Origin of the sequence: Marinobacter sp. tcs-11 (assembly GCF_002049515.1) — a bacterium.
Taxonomy (GTDB): Bacteria; Pseudomonadota; Gammaproteobacteria; order Pseudomonadales; family Oleiphilaceae; genus Marinobacter; species Marinobacter nauticus.
On record NZ_LLYU01000005.1, the window covers coordinates 15,794 to 33,471 of the forward strand.

General features: G+C 51.8%; 11 protein-coding genes. 3 read left to right on the forward strand and 8 right to left on the reverse strand.

Annotation, left to right across the window (positions count from 1 at the left end; all coding sequences use genetic code 11):
• Positions 1–146: 146 nt before the first annotated feature.
• From ARC85_RS07350 to ARC85_RS07365, 4 genes are all read right to left on the reverse strand, one after another.
• Positions 147–3,764 (reverse strand): glycosyltransferase, encoded by a 3,618-nt coding sequence (locus ARC85_RS07350; protein WP_286714629.1) that lies wholly within the window; start codon positions 3,762–3,764, stop codon positions 147–149.
• Positions 3,765–3,776: 12 nt separating this feature from the next.
• Positions 3,777–4,805 (reverse strand): methyltransferase domain-containing protein, encoded by a 1,029-nt coding sequence (locus ARC85_RS07355; RefSeq protein ID WP_286714630.1) that lies wholly within the window; start codon positions 4,803–4,805, stop codon positions 3,777–3,779.
• 53 nt (positions 4,806–4,858) lie between these two features.
• Positions 4,859–5,971, reverse strand: coding sequence for a DegT/DnrJ/EryC1/StrS family aminotransferase (locus tag ARC85_RS07360; protein WP_286714631.1), 1,113 nt, complete (start codon positions 5,969–5,971; stop codon positions 4,859–4,861).
• 100 nt (positions 5,972–6,071) lie between these two features.
• Positions 6,072–6,734 (reverse strand): acetyltransferase, encoded by a 663-nt coding sequence (locus tag ARC85_RS07365; RefSeq protein WP_286714632.1) that lies wholly within the window; start codon positions 6,732–6,734, stop codon positions 6,072–6,074.
• A 360-nt stretch (positions 6,735–7,094) separates the two neighbouring features.
• Between ARC85_RS07365 and ARC85_RS07370 the strand changes: the two genes are divergently transcribed.
• Entirely contained in the window at positions 7,095–8,573 is a 1,479-nt protein-coding gene (locus tag ARC85_RS07370) for a flagellin N-terminal helical domain-containing protein (RefSeq protein ID WP_286714633.1), read from the forward strand.
• A gap of 66 nt (positions 8,574–8,639) precedes the next feature.
• Here the strand turns inward: ARC85_RS07370 and rfbC are convergent, their stop codons facing one another.
• The 4 genes from rfbC to rfbB are packed head-to-tail and all read right to left on the reverse strand — an operon-like array spanning position 8,640 to position 12,038.
• On the reverse strand, positions 8,640–9,182 hold the full coding sequence (gene rfbC / locus ARC85_RS07375; RefSeq protein ID WP_206852439.1) for a dTDP-4-dehydrorhamnose 3,5-epimerase: 543 nt from the start codon (positions 9,180–9,182) through the stop codon (positions 8,640–8,642).
• A gap of 17 nt (positions 9,183–9,199) precedes the next feature.
• Positions 9,200–10,063, reverse strand: a complete 864-nt coding sequence (gene rfbA / locus ARC85_RS07380; RefSeq protein WP_286714634.1) for a glucose-1-phosphate thymidylyltransferase RfbA — start codon at positions 10,061–10,063, stop codon at positions 9,200–9,202.
• Complete coding sequence (rfbD, locus tag ARC85_RS07385) at positions 10,060–10,971, reverse strand: dTDP-4-dehydrorhamnose reductase (RefSeq protein ID WP_286714635.1); 912 nt, start codon at positions 10,969–10,971, stop codon at positions 10,060–10,062. The genes rfbA and rfbD overlap by 4 nt, the downstream gene beginning before the upstream one ends.
• Positions 10,971–12,038 carry a dTDP-glucose 4,6-dehydratase gene (gene rfbB / locus ARC85_RS07390; RefSeq protein ID WP_286714636.1) on the reverse strand — a complete coding sequence of 356 codons (1,068 nt, stop codon included), beginning with the start codon at positions 12,036–12,038 and terminating at the stop codon, positions 10,971–10,973. Before rfbB ends, rfbD begins: the two co-directional genes overlap by 1 nt.
• A 215-nt stretch (positions 12,039–12,253) precedes the next feature.
• Here rfbB and ARC85_RS07395 point away from each other — a divergent pair, with 215 nt between their 5' ends.
• Together ARC85_RS07395 and ARC85_RS07400 are read left to right on the forward strand one after the other, a co-directional pair.
• The gene (locus ARC85_RS07395; protein WP_286714637.1) at positions 12,254–14,257 is read left to right on the forward strand and encodes a tetratricopeptide repeat protein; all 2,004 of its coding nucleotides are present in this window, start codon (positions 12,254–12,256) and stop codon (positions 14,255–14,257) included.
• 133 nt (positions 14,258–14,390) lie between these two features.
• Complete coding sequence (locus tag ARC85_RS07400; protein WP_286714638.1) at positions 14,391–17,651, forward strand: DEAD/DEAH box helicase; 3,261 nt, start codon at positions 14,391–14,393, stop codon at positions 17,649–17,651.
• The last annotated feature ends 27 nt before the right edge of the window (positions 17,652–17,678 follow it).

Consider the following 17,678-nt stretch of genomic DNA (forward strand, 5'->3'; position numbering starts at 1 on the left):
TTCTCCTTCGACTGATGTCGTTTTCTCTTGAAACGGTCAGGCGCCCGGTTCAAGTTTGGAGCGCCGCCCTGTTACTCCAGTTAACGGCACTCATCCGGCTCCCTTTAGAAAAATTTTCACCGCTTTTGTAAAAAAATGTAAGAGCCTTAAAATTTGGTCCACGCACCCAACCACTCCTGGAGATTCTCTCCCTCCAGCATCCAGTCTCGGCAAACCACTTCTCGCAGCTCATCACCAATTCTGGCAGTCTCATCCAAATCGCTTAAGTGCATGCGAATTGCGTCGACCCAATCCTTGTAGCGATTCTTGACTCTCGTAACCGGAAGTTCATGCGCCCTGTAGGGCTCGACGTCACTGCACACGACGGGAAATCCACAGGCCCCGTATTCCAGCAATCGCAGGTTACTTTTGCAGCGATTAAAAAGATTGTCCTCAAGAGGCGCAATCGCAAGATCCAGATTCATAGAGGCCAACTTCTCGGGATACAACTCTATATTGACCCCCTCATGCACTTCCTTTACGCAGGGGCGCAGCCCTTCTGGACACATTCCAAAAAACACCCAGTCAACCTCATCTGCGAGATCGCGAACCACAGCCTCTACCAATTCCAAATCACCGGTGTGCCCAACTCCACCAGCCCACCCGACTCTCGGCTTTTCAGATTGACGTCTAGCGGCACTCAGATCTGCCCACCAATCGAGCGGCAACCGGTTTTCCACTACACGAATATCTGGATGTGCCCCTTTGAAAGCATCTGCAAGCGGATGGGTAGAAACCACGAATCGGTCGACATGCTTCAATGATGCTCTAAGTGATTTCAATATGTCTTTAGGCATGTTCTTTCGATACGCGCTTTTTATCGGCAGATTCGGCAAATAGTCATCCAGTTCATACACAATAGGCTTCTTCAGAAACCGACGCGCATATTTCATATTCTCAACAGCTTCTGGTGTGATCTGACGCTGATATACGAAAGCGTCTGGATCAAGACGGGCCATCTCAGGGACCGTCAACCACTCTTTTGCAATCATTCCACCAGCAACAGCTTGAGTTTTCATGCTTTCAAGTGGTTGCATAATGCGGTAGTGACCACACCCCCATTGATCTGCCGGGTGCACCAAAACAGTTGGCAAGTTCAATAGCTTTTGCGGCTGCCAGTTCAATTCAGCCCGCTGCTCCACCTCAAAGCCAGCGGCTCGAAGCGAGAGGTTGCGATTAAAAGCCGGATCGCAGCCCATGTAAGGCAACCACCGCTCGTACATTAGGTCTTGTTCACGCCTAAAACGAGCAATCTTCTTCGCATCAGCCGTCTTATCTACCGAGGTTTGACTTGCGTTAGCCACATGCATGACAACCGAGTACGGCGTCCAGACCGTCAAAAAACCCGCTTGCGCAACCTTTAAACAGAAGTCGATATCGTTATAAGAAACAGCAAAAGCGTCTTCATCCAAGCCCCCGACCTGCTGATAGACAGACTTCCTTACCAACATGCACGCAGCCGTTACGGCGGTATAATTCTGATCAACCTGAAGCCTGTTCATATAACCGGAGCTATCAGCAGGCATGCCTATGCAGATATGTTCTGCAGGGCCCCGCATACCCAAAATCACACCTGCGTGTTGAACGCTTCCATCGGGAAAAAGAAGCTTCGGCCCGACTATTCCGACTTCTGGCCGCTGTGCGTGATTCATTAGCGCATCAAGCCAATCATGCCTGATTATTCCAGTATCGTTATTGAGTAAGAGAACATATTCGCCCTTCGCCTCACTTACCGCATAATTATTGATGGCTGAGAAGTTAAACGGTTTTCTGTAACGAAGCACCCTGATATTCGGTACCGCCATTTCTTCAAGCCCCTGAAGCCAAGCAACGGCCTCTGGTGCCTTACTATCGTTATCAACAATCAACAGCTCGTAATTTGGGTAACTCGTTCTCTCCAAAAGTGACTCAACACAAGTTTGAAGTAAATGAAGCTGATCCTTTGTAGGTATGATAATCGATACAAGCGGTGAATATTCGTGTTGATATTGGACCCTAAGAGTCCCTGGCTCGCCACCTGAAACAATCTTCGGGTGAGCGTACCCTCTTCTGCTCAGGTGCTGTTCCAACGCACCGATGTATGATTCCAAACGATAATACTGTTGATCCGGTCGTAGCAGAAACAATGGCTCATCAAGCCGCCCTACAGCCCCCATTCCTTCAGACTCCACAGTCCTGAGAATCAGATCAAAATCGAGAGCATCTCCCGTACCTGACTTAAACCCTCCTACCGACTGAAGATACTTACGCTCAAAGACCCAATGCCTGGACAGATCAGCTGGACAGCTAATCAACATATCTAAATTCAAACCAGGCCGAAACAATCCACTCTGAATGGAGCCATTTCGATCAATCAACTCGTCGCAATAGACTGCTTTAACGCTCTCAGGGACTCCCTGCAACTCTGATAGCAGCACCATTGCTCCTTGACACAACATCTCGGTTGGTGCGTGTGAAATTACGACCCAATCTGATTCAATGTTAGAAACAACATGATTAATCGAGTTTGCCAATTCATCTCCAGCACGCTCGACAAACTGAATGTCTTGATATATCTCCGGGCTGTAGGCACTCGCATCTCTTGTCACCGCAACGCATTTAAGCCCAGGACAGTAATAGCGAGCCACACGAAACGCTTCAATCGATATACTTAAGTTATACGTTTCCGGGTTTTCATCAACCAAAATAAGGCACAAACTTTGATCTTTAATTTTGGATTTTACGCCAGAGGAAAGACTCCTGGACATTGACCTCCGACCAAGCCACAAATTCAGACCTTCTGATGCACCGGCTTTAAGCGCGATATCTCTTGGACCTATAAAAGAATACTCGGAAATGGCTTTTTCAGATAGCCCTCCAGCCCTCTGGAAAAAGTCTATCAAAGAAACCCTACGGGAATGCTGCCGCCCAGCTCTTAGTGGCCAGTATTCAACCTTACAATCGTCATATAAACTCCCCCCAATACGAGCATCTAGTTGAGCAAGAAGAACGGACCTTCCTCGGTTCCCTAGAACAGTTCCACTACCTTGCTTTTGAGTTTGAGATCCATGCATTCGGAATTGAGAAAGGGGCTCTTCCAGAAAAACAAGATCCCCAACCTCAAGGAGGTTTGAAAACAACGCAAGATCATTCACCGATGTAATCAACCGAGTATTTAGGGAGCTTATGTGTGGGAATTTTTCCTGCAAATCTAACCGTCTAAAGAGAACTGTGCTTGGCTCACCAATAAAATTGATCGGATACCTTCTGATGGTCTGCAGCAAACTATTACCATCTATAACAACGTCCGAATCAAATGGAAAAATAGAGAACAACTGGTCTGGCAATGGCTCTCCTTTTTCGTTTATGAGCGTCCTTCTGGAGCTCGCAAGTTTCGCGCCTGACTCCTCCAGCGCATTAATCAATTCGGCCGCGCAATTTCTATTTAAAACATCATCATCGTTGAGGAACTTTACATATTTTCCTTTCGAGATCCGAAGACCATAATCCAAAGCAATTATGCCCCCCAATTGCTGTTCAGGCCTCACATACTTGATAAAGTCTGAATTGTAAGACCTCACAAACCCTTCAACAATGGCAGCCGGCGAATCATCTACCACGACAATCTCAAATGACGAAATACCGATCTGGTCGAAAATTGAGTCAATTGCCTCTTTTAAATAATCTGTTTTGAAAGCCGTAATAATGAAGCTAACTAAGATGTCTGATCCATTTTCTTCGTTCATAAAAATAAACTTCTATCGATTCACAATATACAAGACGCTTTCAGACTTTAACCCTAGCGACTCAAAGGTTGCCAATCCAAAATAAGAAACGTCTAATGTCTTAACTTTAAATCCTGCTTCGCAAATTCTCTCTAAAAAACCCACTCGGTTGTATAGCCTGACGTGATCATCTTGTCCAAAACGTCGCCAACGCTCAGCCACGTCACTTTCGCATGGATCTTCGTCAATAGCCTCCAACCCTGACACTATCGGAACCATCAAGATTCCAAGACCACCTCTACGGGTCACTCTAAATAGCTCCTGCAGAGCAGCTCTATCATCTTCTACATGCTCAAGCACGTGACTGCATATAAAAAAATCAATACTGTTATCGTCAAACGGCAAATCCATTAGATCAGAATGATAATCGACTCCAGACATCGTATAATCGGAGGTTGCATAGTTCTCAAACCCTAAACTCTTAATCCAACCAGAAAGCCCAGATTCGGGCGCGAAGTGCATAATGTTTATTCTTTTATCAATCTCGCCTCGCACGAGCATCATTAGGATCCAATGCGCATACAGCCTCTCTCTATCAGACGCGCCACACACTGAACACAAGTAGCTTTCTCTGGGCGTCATCTCCCCTTTCTCAAAATGCTCAAATCCATATATTTCAAAATTTCTTAAGTAAAATTCCGGAATAGGCTTAAATCCTTTGTTGGCACTTTTACAAACCGGGCAGTAGGTATTAGAGAGATGGCTCGAATCGTCAATGTTTTTTTTATCACTACTCAACAACTCATTCAGGACTTCGGTAAGATTATCAGATATGAGAAAAGAAGTTCGAGCCTGAACTTCAAACGCTTGGCGAAAACGACTTAACGCTTCACTCGTTCGGCCAGATTTAAATAGAGCTACAGCCATATCATTCAGCAATTTTGCGTCATCACCAATGATTTCAGATAGCTGTGCGAGAAGCTCAGCTGAACGGCCGTAATTGGCAGATTCAAATTCTGAATACGCCTCTCTTCTTAACTCAGAAAAATCAATTGATAACATAAATACCTCACAATTATTATTTTATAAAATCCGTAGCGCCCAAAACTTAAATATCAAGAAAAAGATAAAGCCCTCAACTCTCCTTTGACCAACTCTATTATTTTTCTCTGATCAAACCATCGCAACTCATTAAACATTGGAAGACACAGTATTCTAGAAGCTATATCATTAGAGGTCGGACAGAAACTGTTTGATCGAAAAACATCTATTAAATCCAACGAAGGGTAGAAATATCGCCTCGACTGAATCCCATTTTCCTCTAGCTTTTTGGCAACCCTAACAGCCTGTTTCTCACTATCAAACAAAGCAGGAAAGTAGGCATAGTTATATTCTAATGATTCACGTAATTCCTGAAGCTGGACATGGCTTGACAGTTCTTTTTTATACTTATTCCAAATAGCTTCTCGCTTATTAAGATTATCATCTATTTCATCTAAAACACATAACCCCAAAGCAGCCTGAAGCTCACTCATCTTGGCATTGATACCCAGGCCATCTATTTTATCAGGGCCTGTTATTCCAAAATTAATGACTTTTCGAGCCAACTCTAAATCCTTCTTACGACGAAATACGATGGCACCACCCTCTCCAGTATGAAATAGCTTTGTTGCATGGAAGCTAAGAGTTGCCGCATCCCCGTGCTTGAGTAAGCTTTCGCCATTATGTTTCACCCCAAATGCGTGGGAAGCATCATAAATAACGGATAGGTTCCGTTTCTTAGCGATAGCGTCAATTTCTTCAACATTGCAGGCATTACCGTATACATGAACAGGAACTATTGCGCGAGTCTCTTGACTCAAAGCGAGATTGACAGCTGACGGACTTAGACACCATGTCGAAGGATCGATGTCGGCGAAGACAGGCTTTACTCCTTCCCACCTTAGAGAGCTTGCGGTCGCGACGAAAGAAAAGGGTGCGGTAACTGCCTCACCACCGCTGATCTCATCTAGTTCTCGAAGTCCCAGGACGCGGTAGGCCACCTGAAGAGCGAGGGTTCCATTCGCTACAAGCAGAAGATTCTCAACCCCAAGGTATTCCTCCAACCGATGAGTAAGCTCCTGAACCAACTGCCCATTGTTTGCAAACCAGTGTCTTTCGTAAATCCCATCTATTAGGCGTTCCAGTTTTTTCCGACTCGGTAGGTAAGGCTTGGTTACGGGTATCATAGAGCTTCATCCGGGTATTTGTTGGCCCCCTGGGGGCAGCTCCCAGCAAGCTTTTCTTTCGCTTGCTGTTTGGTGCTAGCGAAGTTTGCAAGTATCGGAGTCAAAGATAACTATCCCCCTTTTTACGCTGACGAACCACTTTTGCTGGCACACCTTGCGTAACAACATAAGACCCAACTGATTTCAAAAGCAACGAACCTGCCCCTACAATCGTATGTTGACCTACCGCCACTTGGTGACACAACGTTGCTCCAATACCGATTGCTGAGGTGTGACCAATTTTACAGTTACCGCCAGTCGTCACTCCCGGGGCAAGGCTTGAGAAATCCTCCATCACCGAGTCGTGGTCTAACGAGGAGTTGGTGTTCAGAATGCAAAACCGCCCGATTGACGAATTGGCGTTCACTACTGCTCCCGCCATCGCTACCGTCCCTTCGCCAACAGACACACTAGGTGCGATAGATGCCCGGGGATGGATGGCGGAAATAAAGCATAGTTCAGGGCAGTGCCTCCCAATGAAGTCAGCCATTTGCGAACGAACAAAATTATCCCCGATGGCAACAACAATGCCCGTGACGCTTTTTGACAGCATCAAGTCGGGCAAGTCCTCCTCTCCGCCAACAATTGGATAACCTAAAACGGTCTCATCGACACAGCGATATCGATCCACTAACCCTACGATTTCATATCGTCCTTCCTGCTGGACAATATCGATAACGACTCGGGCATGCCCTGAAGACCCAACGACCAGAATTTTCTCCAAATTACCCCCCTCACTTACCCTCTAAAACCAGAACAACTGATGTTAATTCCGCCAAACAGAATGTTTGTGCCCGCTTGGCCGTAGCACAGCCCTTATCCCATAGGGGATAGTACAGAAGCGAGAACCGGCAAACCATTTCCCCCTATTTCCGACGATATTCCGTCAATTATAGACTTCCACATCCCCCACCATCCTGACTTTCTTTTTTAAAAACAATGAATAAAGAAACAAAGAATAAGTGTGGCACGGTTTTCGCTTTGACTCCTGCAAACGGCAAATAAACGAATTCCGGCCGGCAAAGGTTTACTTTTTGCTCCACAGTGAACCTGACACCGGCAAAGCTGAGCAGGGAGAACCGACATGCCTCAGATCATCAATACCAACATCGCGTCGCTGAACGCTCAACGCAATCTTAACGCCTCTCAGCAAGATGCGAACACAACGCTTCAGCGTCTATCCTCAGGCTTGCGCATTAACTCAGCAAAAGATGATGCAGCGGGCCTAGCGATCGCGGAGCGATTTACCTCTCAAGTACGCGGTCTTAACCAGGCGGTACGGAACTCCAATGACGGTGTATCGTTGGCCCAGGTAGCCGAAGGCGCATTGGGCGAGTCTGGCAATATTGTGCAGCGGATGCGAGAACTTGCGGTTCAGGCGGCGAATGCAACCAATTCAGCATCTGATCGAAAAGCACTACAGGCGGAAGTCAACCAGCTGAAACAAGAGCTGGAACGCATTGCCACAACTACTGAATTCAACGGCCTGAAACTGCTCGATGGCACCTTCCAGGCCCAGAAGTTCCAAGCAGGCGCGAATGAGGGGCAAACCATTTCCGTCTCTATCACTGGAACGCGCATTGACACACTGGCCAACAACACTCTCGACACAGTGGCCAGTGGAACGGGAACCGGCTCAATTGCCTCCGGCACGACAGCTCCTGCACAGAATAATCTTGACCCTCAAAACCTGACAATATCGAGCTCCCTCGACGAGCAAACTGTTGCAATTACTGCTTCAGGTGCTACAGCGGAGTCTATCGCTGCCGAAGTTAACAAAACAGCGGAGACTACCGGAGTTACCGCATCAGCCCGTACGTCTGTGGAATTTGGCCCGCTATCGGCAAGCGGTACAGTCACCATGGCCCTGTCTACCGGTGATGGCAATGAAGCCACCGTGTCAGCTCAAATATCTGACACAAACAACATTGAGGCCTTGGCGAGAGAGATAAACGCAAGCAGCGGCAAAACAGGTATTACTGCAGAAGTCGACGGCGGAAAGTTGACGCTGATTCAAGACAGCGGTAAAGACATTGTCATTGAAGGCTTCACTAATAACGGCGGCGGGACTGTCGCACTTACGAGCTCTTCTGGAGATACGGCAACTCTAACCGACGGAGCGGGCGACAGCGCAAGAATAGCGGGCGAGGTCACCTTTGATTCCGCAACAAGCTTTGCCGTTTCGTCCGATGTTGGGGGACCAACCGGCTTGTTTACTGCCACTACTGCTTATGGCTCTGAGGCGGAAAAACTCGCCGACATCGACATCAGTACTTTCGAGGGCGCCAGCAGTGCGATGAGAGTGCTCGACTCTGCACTGGAAACCATTAACGGAATCCGCGCAGACCTGGGTGCGGTGCAGAACCGGCTGGAATCTACCATCGCCAACCTGAGCACCACGTCAGAGAATCTCTCTGCAGCTCGTTCCCGGATCCAGGATGCCGACTTCGCGGCGGAGTCTGCGAACCTTGCCAGAACCCAGGTTCTCCAGCAGGCCGGCCTCTCAGTTCTGGCTCAGGCCAACGCCCGCCCCCAGCAGGTACTTCAGCTGCTGCAGGGCTAACACACCAAAACAAATGTCCCAACAAAAAAGCCAGGGCAACCTGGCTTTTTTGTTTCTGCTACAACACTAGGGAAATAATTCCCGGAAAGGTCGGCCGGCAGCGTCTTTGTCAGAAATGATCAACCGACTGGTTTCGACACACTCCCAGTCGATATCCAGATTTTCATCATCCCACCGAATACAGCGCTCAAACTCCGGGGCATAGAAGTCCGTGCATTTGTACTGGAAGTCCGCCTGCTCGCTCCTGACCAGAAAACCGTGCGCAAACCCAGGAGGGATCCACATCATCCGGTGATTGGTATCGGACAGCACTTCGGACACCCATTGCCCGAACGTCGTGGAATCCGGACGAATATCCACAGCCACATCCAGCACCTCTCCCTGGCTCACCCAGACAAGCTTGCCTTGTGGTCGTTCGCACTGATAGTGCAGGCCCCGCAGCGTGTTCTGGCAGGAGCGACTGAAATTGTCCTGTACGAAGGACAGGTTCAGTCCCAGCTTTTCCAGCTGTCGCTGATTCCAGGTTTCCTTGAAGAACCCTCGGCTGTCCCCGAACACCCGGGGTACCAGCACTTTTACATCGGGTATCTTGGTTTCAATGATATCCATGGTCGCCTTGTTGTCTTCTATTGCGCGAGTCGTCTGAGGTAGTGGCCATAACTGTTTTTATCAAGCTTATCCGCCTGAGCCAGCAATTGATCACGGTCTATGTAACCCATTCGAAAAGCAACCTCCTCAAGACAGGCAATCTTCAGCCCCTGCCGCTTTTCAAGCGTTTCAATAAAACCGGACGCTTCATACAGAGAGTCAAACGTCCCCGTGTCTAACCAGGCAAAACCACGACCAAGGAGCTCCACGTTCAATTTCTCGGAAGCCAGATACGCCTGGTTTACCGCTGTGATCTCAAGCTCTCCACGCGCCGAAGGCGAAATACTTCTGGCGATTGAAACCACATCGTTATCGTAAAAATACAGACCCGTGACCGCATAGTCGGATTTTGGCACCGCGGGCTTTTCCTCTATGGAAACCGCTCGCCCCTCCTCGTCGAATTCAACAACGCCAAACCGCTCGGGATCTTTCACCTGATAGCCGAAAATCGTAGCTCCGGAGTCAAGCGAAGCCGCCCGCTGAAGTTTCTGACTCAAGCCCTGGCCGTAATAGATGTTGTCTCCTAATACCAGGCACACGCTTTCCGCACCAATAAACGACGCACCAATAAGAAATGCCTGGGCGATACCCTCTGGCCTGGGTTGAACCGCGTACTCGATTTCGATGCCAAACTGGCTGCCATCGCCCAGCAGCCTTCGGAATGTGGAACTGTCCTCAGGTGTGGTGATAATCAGAATTTCCCGAATACCCGCCAGCATCAGTATCGACAGCGGGTAGTAGATCATGGGCTTGTCGTAAACCGGCAACAGTTGTTTAGACACGCCCTGAGTAATGGGGTACAGCCGGGTTCCGGAACCACCAGCCAACACGATACCTTTCACAACTGCCTCCGTTTCTCGAAATAGAGCCATTCGTCGACAACCCGAGTCACGCCCGTGGTCCAATCCGGAAGCACCAGATCAAAAGCCTTTTCAAGCCGGGACGTATTCAGGCAGGAATTCTTCGGTCGCAAAACCTCGGAGCCATAAACCGCAGCCGTTACCGGGACAATGGCCTCATCGTCAATTATCTGCCCGGCCGATCGCTCCCTTAACCGGTCTGCAATGAGACAGCTATAGCCGTACCAAGACGTTGCCCCACTCGCGGTCAGGTGATAAAGCCCGCCTAACGCACGATCTGGGTAGGTGCGGGCAACAGCATGAGCAGTCACGTCCGCCAGCAGCTCTGCCGAGGTCGGCGCCCCCCGCTGATCGTGAACCACCGTTAGCCGATCTCTCTCACGCAAGAGCTTCAGCATCGTTGTCAGGAAATTCTTGCCACGGACGGAGTAGACCCAACTGGTCCGGAAAATAAGGTAGTCGCAACCTGACGCCATAACTCGACGGTCACCGTCGAACTTGCTCTCACCATAGACATTCAAGGGCTTTGCAACGTCCGTTTCGGAATAGGCGTCATCAGACTGGCCGTCGTAAACGTAATCGGTTGAATAGTGAACCATCAAGGCACCACAGCGCACCGCCTCCTGCGCCATGGCTTCAGGCGCCAGAGCATTGATGGCAAAGGCACGCTCCCGTTCGTGCTCCGCTGCCGCCACATCGGTGTGGGCGGCGGCATTCACCACCACATCCGGACAATGGCGCCGAATGATTTGCCTCAGGCCCTCCAGGTCACTTAAATCACCACCCGCTCCCGGCTTTCTGGCGGGTACCACCAGCTGCCCGAGAACCGACAACGCACGCCTCAACTCCCAGCCAACCTGGCCCTCACCACCAAACAGAAGAATGCGCATCAAACGCTCCCCGACCGATAACTGCCGTCCGCAATTCGCTCGCACCAGTTCTGGTTATCCAGATACCAATACACTGTTTTCCGAAGCCCGGAGGTGAGGGTTTCTTTTGGTTCCCACGCCAGGTCACGGCGAATCCTGGAAGCATCGATAGCATAGTGCAAGTCGTGCCCGGGCCTGTCCTCAACGAAGGTGATCAGGTCTTCAAAACGCCGAACTCCTTGCGGTTTCTCGGGAACAACATCCTCCAGTACATCACACAAAGCACGAACCAGATCAATATTCCTCATCTCGGCATTACCGCCAATGTTGTAGGCCTCATTCGCACTGGCTTTCGTGAGCACTCGATAGAGAGCCTCAGCATGATCCTCAACGTAGAGCCAGTCCCGGATCTGACGCCCGTCACCGTATACCGGCAAAGGTTTACCTGCCAGCGCGCTGGTAATCATCAGCGGTATGATTTTTTCTGGAAACTGAAACGGCCCATAATTGTTGGAGCAATTGGTAATAAGAATCGGCAAGCCATAGGTTCGGCTCCAGGCCCGGACCAGGTGATCCGAGCTGGCTTTGCTTGCACTGTAGGGGCTACTCGGGGAGTAAGGCGTTTGCTCGGTGAAGGCGGTTTGTCCTGTCCGTGAATCCGCCAGATCACCAAACACCTCATCGGTGCTGACATGGTGGAACCGAAACATCTGGCGCTCACCGTCCTCAAGCCGGCCCCAGTATGCGCGGGCAGCCTCGAGCAGGGTATAGGTTCCAAGGATGTTGGTCTCAATGAAAACCGCAGGCCCCTCAATAGATCTGTCTACATGGCTCTCGGCAGCCAGGTGCAGCACAGCAGAAGGCCGGTACCGTTCCAACAGACGATCCACCAGCTCACGGTCACAGATATCGCCCTTTTCAAACACAAAACGAGGATGGCCCTGGAGCCCGGCCAGATTGTCCAGATTGCCGCAATAGGTGAGCTTGTCCAGCACCACAACGTTATCGTCAGTACGCTCAATAATGAACCGTGCAACGGCAGAGCCAATAAACCCGGCCCCACCTGTTACGAGAATTGTTCTCGTCATGCTATTGCTTCCCGTCATAAGTTCCCGGCGTCTCTTTTCCTGGCATAGAGGCCCGAGTATAACCAAAACCTTCAACTCGTCGCTGTAAACAGAGACGACTATGGACAAAACTGAAACTGGCACACCTTTCGCTATAACTCTCTCAAACCCCGGCAAACCGTCAAAAAACTGCAGACCTTTGCCGCATCGGATATTGGCTGGTAACGAGGTGTTCCATGCAAGTACAACATCATAACGCGCATCTTTCCCGCTCGGTTCAGGCTCAGGTCGCGCGCCTGGTGCTCCAGGCAAACCTGGCGTACGGCGAGTCCAATAGCAACGGGCTCTCCTACATTCAGCGGCTGAAAGCGCGCAATGAATGCCGGGAATACCTGAATCAGGCGCTGGCGCTGGAGGCCGATCACGCAGCGGCCCTTGGCCTGCTGGGCCGGGTCGAGATGGACGATGGCCAGCTTGAAAAGGCCCACGCCCTGTTCAACGCCAGTCTCAATCGGCAACCGGCGCAGGCCCAGCAATATTGCAACTTGGGCTACTGGGCACTGAAGAGCGAGCGCCCCGCCCTGGCGGAGGAGTATTTCCTGCAGGCACTGGAATGCGACCGGCAATCTGCCGCCGCTTTCTGCGGGGTTGCTCATGCCAAACGGCTGCAAGGCCAGTTCGATGTTGCCTACCTGCACTACCGCAAGTTGCTGCAGAGCGGTTCGGAATGGGACTCTGTCTATTCCGGCATGCTCTCCTGTGCCCAGCACCTTCAGGTTCACAAAGCCGACAGTGATCTTGCGCTGGACGCCATCGCCCTGCTGCGCAAGGAAGGCCTGCCACACCAGGAAATCGGCCGCTTTGTCGGCGCAATCATCCAGCAGCAATACGACCTGGATAACCCGAACGCCGAGATATTCCTGGATGCCGCCGCCGAAGATGAATTGCTTATTCTGGCGCTCCAGAAAACTCTGATGCCTAATGCTGCCGTGGAAGAACTGGTGGTGCTGCTGCGTCGCGCCATCATGGCAGAGGTCGCTCAAACGGCCAGCCTGAGAGATGAGCTCCAGCCGCTTTGCCTGGCCATCGCGGAATACGCCGACCGCACCGGCTTCGCGCTGGCCGCGGAAGACGATGAGGAACGCCTGGCGGCCACCATCAATGAAAGCATCATGGCGCAATTTGCCGTGGGCGAACCTCAAGAGGCCCTAATTGGCTCGCTGATGAGCAGTGCCATGTATGGCGCACTTTTCCACCAGAACTTTGCAGTACAACTTGGCCAATGGAACCTGGTGGACTGGCCCCTGGCCATGCAACCCATGATGGCAGCAAGTTACTACAACCGGGCGGAAGAAGAGGCCATCAAGCAGAATTTTGACGAAAAAGCCGAGGAACTCTGCCTGGAGAAAACGGATGTGCCCCAGGCATGGCCGGCCTGGAGCCAGCTGGCCTATCGGACGGAGACCAGCCTGAAAGCCGTGATGGCGCAGGAACTTGGCCTGAACACCGACAACCTCCCCGCCACGTTGCGGATTATGGTGTGCGGCGCTCAGTCTGGCCAGCGAGCCATGGAGCTGGCGCAATACCTGAACGATGTCGAAGTGATTGCAATTGATGAATCCCTGGCCAATATCGCCAAAGGCACCCGAATGGCCCAGAGCCTGAACATGGACAACATCGTGTTCTGGCCCTGGTCCATCGCACAGCGTTTTGTGGCCGATGGTCACAAGGTCCATTGGGTGGAAGTGGGCCGTGTGCCCTCACCGGCCATGACCGAGCTTTCTCTGGCCGCACTCATCAATACTGCCTCGAACACCGGTGCCATTGTGCACATGCACACGGCGCTGGCCGAGCAAACCCAGGGTGACAAACAGATTCGCCGCCTGGTCGCGGAGCATAATCTGCAGCCCACTCGTACCGCCTTACGTCAACTTCGCAGGATGGTTTTGGCCAACCGGCAAGATACCCTCTGGACAGAGCTGCTGAAGGACGAGGACTTCTACAGCCTGGGCGGCTGCCGCGATCGATGGTTCCGGCCGCAGGACGCCAACCAGCTCAAAGAACTGCTGGCCCTGGTGAGCAATGAAGTGGAGTGGAAGCTGATTAAAGCCCGGGATGAAGATGGCCACAGCCTGGCCACCGGCCCGGTACAGCGCCAGATCCAGGCGGAAGCCCTGGGTAGTGAAGTTCAAAGCCTGATGGGGCAGAACCTGAGCGTGTATTTCCAGCGTCGGCGCTAAACAATGGGGGCCAGGCCCTCCGGACATTTGCCCAGGCAAAATGTCCGGAGGGCCTGGCCCAAATTCGTTTGAGCATGGTGCTGGTTTCCGGTAGCTTTCCCTTTTTTGAATCTACCGGTGCCCGCTCTCAGCCATGCAAGTCTCGCAAGCAAACCTGAACCTCAACTTTGACGCCAACAGCCTGCAACGAGGCAAGCGCTATTTCAGCCAGGGCCGGGTACAAAACCTGGTTCGTGAAACCGAAGGCATGAGCATACAGGTGCTGCGAGCGGAGGTTTCTGGCAGCCAGCGCCAGCTCTATATCACCGAGGTTCGGTTCGACCGCTACCTGCCCGGAAAAATAAACACCTTCTGCAGTTGCCCGGTGGGGTTCCGGTGTAAGCATGCGGCGGCCGTTATACTTCAGGCCAATTACGAAGCAGGCCTGAGTGCTGAAAAATACGAACCGGAAGCCGATACACGATACAAATACCCGACAGCGGAAACATGGCTGGAACAGGCGGCCTCAGTTTTCAGCTCGATTGACAACGCTTCCAACCCTGAGTGTCTGGCGTACCTGCTCCACATAGAGCCACACCGCAGCCAGCAGACCCTGTCAGTGAACAAGGTTCGGCGTCGTAAATCGGGAGAATATTCCAGTGGCTCCAAAACCACCGTGTGGAGCCGTACCAACCTTGAATACGATCGCCCGAAATACCTGCGAGAGAGCGATATAGCACCGCTCACATGGTTAAACGCACTGCCCACAGCATTTCGTGTTGCACCGGTTCTGGAGGGCACGACGGGCGCCTATTTTATTGAATCGGCGCTGAAAACCAGCCGCTTCTTTCTGGAATCCACTCGAAACCCGCCGCTTCAACTCGGAGAGACTCTAGAATCCGGCTTTGAGTGGATGCAGTTGCCAGATAAACAACACTGGCAACTGGTCAGCAAGGCGCTCCCGTCACACATTCGGCTGTTGAACACCTCGCCCGCCTACTATCTGGACGAGAAAGAGCTCCTGATCGGGCGGGTGGAGAACTCGCTGGATGCCCGCACAACCGCGCTTCTGCAACAGTGCCCTCCCTTGGCAGAAAGCCAGCTTCAGCAGGCGTTGCCAGATCTTGCGCCCATACTGGAAAAAGCCGGCGCCGTTCTGCCGGAATCTTTCCATGTGCCCTCCATGGTGCAGGCAGCACCCCAGCCGATACTGCAGCTGTACAGCCTTCAGCATCCCGCCCCCGGGGCACTGCCACTACTAATGGCGAGGTTAATGTTCAGCTATGAAGGCCACCGGGTAGCGTTCTCGGAACAGGAACCCCGGGTTCTGGTTGATGGCAACAATGGCCCGTTGCTGGTCATTCGGGATGAGGATGCGGAAATCGAATGGCTACATCGTGATTTGCCCGATTTTAAAATGGCGGGAACAATGACCGATCATCTCGAAGCAGACATGGTTAACGCGCTACCGTATGGCAGCTTTCTCGATTTCACCTTGCCAACCCGTAACCAGTGGCTGGATTTCATTGCCTTCGATTTACCGCGCCTGGATGCAGGCGGCTGGCAAATTGAAATGGACGAGAGTTTTGATGTACCTGTTATTGAAATAGACCAGCTGCACGGCAGCCTGAAGCCGGATGAAGAATCGCCGGGCTGGTTTGATGTTGAAGTGGGTATTGACTACAACGGCACACAGATTGACCTGATTCCGCTACTACAACAGGCCCTGGTTTATCTCGACCTCAACAATGACAGTGACGATGCCTTGCCTGAAACCCTCTGGCTCCATAACGGCGACGCCCTCATCCGGGTTGTTTCAGACCGCATCCGACCATTGGCCCGAACCCTGTTGAGCCTGTTAGGGAAAGAACGTGGCGGCAAACTAAGGCTGCCAAAACTGGATGCGGCCCAGGTAATGGGTGATCTGGCGGCAGATTGGCAATGCAACGCAGAATTGCGCAACCTCAGTGAAAAACTCACGTCCTTTCAGGCACTAAACCATGTTCCAATTCCCTCAGAGGTTCGGGCAGAGCTGCGCCACTACCAGCAAGATGGCCTGAATTGGCTGATGTTCCTGCGAGAATTCGGGCTCGGTGGCGTTCTTGCCGACGATATGGGCCTGGGCAAGACCCTGCAAACCCTAGCCTGCATTCAGGCCGAAAAAGCCGCAGGTCGGCTTTCCGCGCCAGCTCTGGTGGTATGCCCGACCACGCTTATTGCCAACTGGGAGGCAGAAGCCGAGAAATTTACCCCGAGGCTGAAACGCCTGGTGATCCATGGCCAACGTCGTAAACCATTCTTCGACATGGTAGCGGAGGCCGATCTTGTGATCACCAGCTACCCACTCCTGCACCGGGATCTGGAACAGCACCAGAACCAGTCATACAGCCTGGCTTTTTTCGACGAGGCCCAACACCTGAAAAACCCGGCAACCGTGACGTCCAAAGCGGCTCGCCGCCTACCAGCCGAAAACCGCATCGCACTTACCGGCACACCAATGGAAAACCACCTCGGGGAGCTATGGGCCCTGTTTGATCTTATTCTGCCGGGCTACCTGGCAGACCAGAAAATCTTCCGCGAACACTACCGAAAACCTATTGAAGAACAGGGCAATCAGAGCCGTTATGCGGAGCTGAGCCGCCGGGTGCGACCATTTATGCTGAGGCGCACGAAAGATCAGGTAACCCCGGAGTTGCCGGAAAAAACCGAGATCGTGCGTCACGTTGAGCTGAATCGCCAGCAGAAAGATCTGTATGAGACCATCCGCGCCACCATGGATAAGCGCATTCGCAAATTGCTTGCCGAAAAGGGCGCAGCAAGAAGCCAGATAGAAATACTGGATGCGCTCCTGAAACTCAGGCAAATCTGCTGCCATCCCGCTCTGCTTAACCCGGAAGAAACAGCCGGTTCGGCCAAACTCGACGCTTTAATGGCAATGTTGGAACAACTGCTGGATGAGGGACGCAAGGTCATCATCTTCTCTCAGTTCACCAGCATGCTGGCGCTGATCGAAACCTCTTTGAAGGCGGCAGGCATAGGCTATGAAAAACTCACCGGCCAAACCAGAGACCGCGCCACACCGGTTAAACGGTTTCAGAATGGCGAGAGCCCGGTCTTCCTCATCAGCCTGAAAGCCGGTGGTACCGGCCTGAACCTGACCGCCGCGGACTGCGTTATTCACTATGACCCGTGGTGGAACCCCGCAGCCGAACAACAAGCCACAGACCGCGCATGGCGCATCGGCCAGGACAAACCTGTCTTCGTGTACCGTCTGATTACCGAAGGCACGGTAGAAGAGCGAATTCAGGCACTACAGGCAAGGAAGAGCCAGCTTGCAGACGGTCTGTACGGCAAAGCTGATACCTTCAGCTCGGCCATTACCGCCGACGATATTTCTGTCCTATTCGAGAAATAAAAGGGGTCAGCCCCCCGAACATTTGCA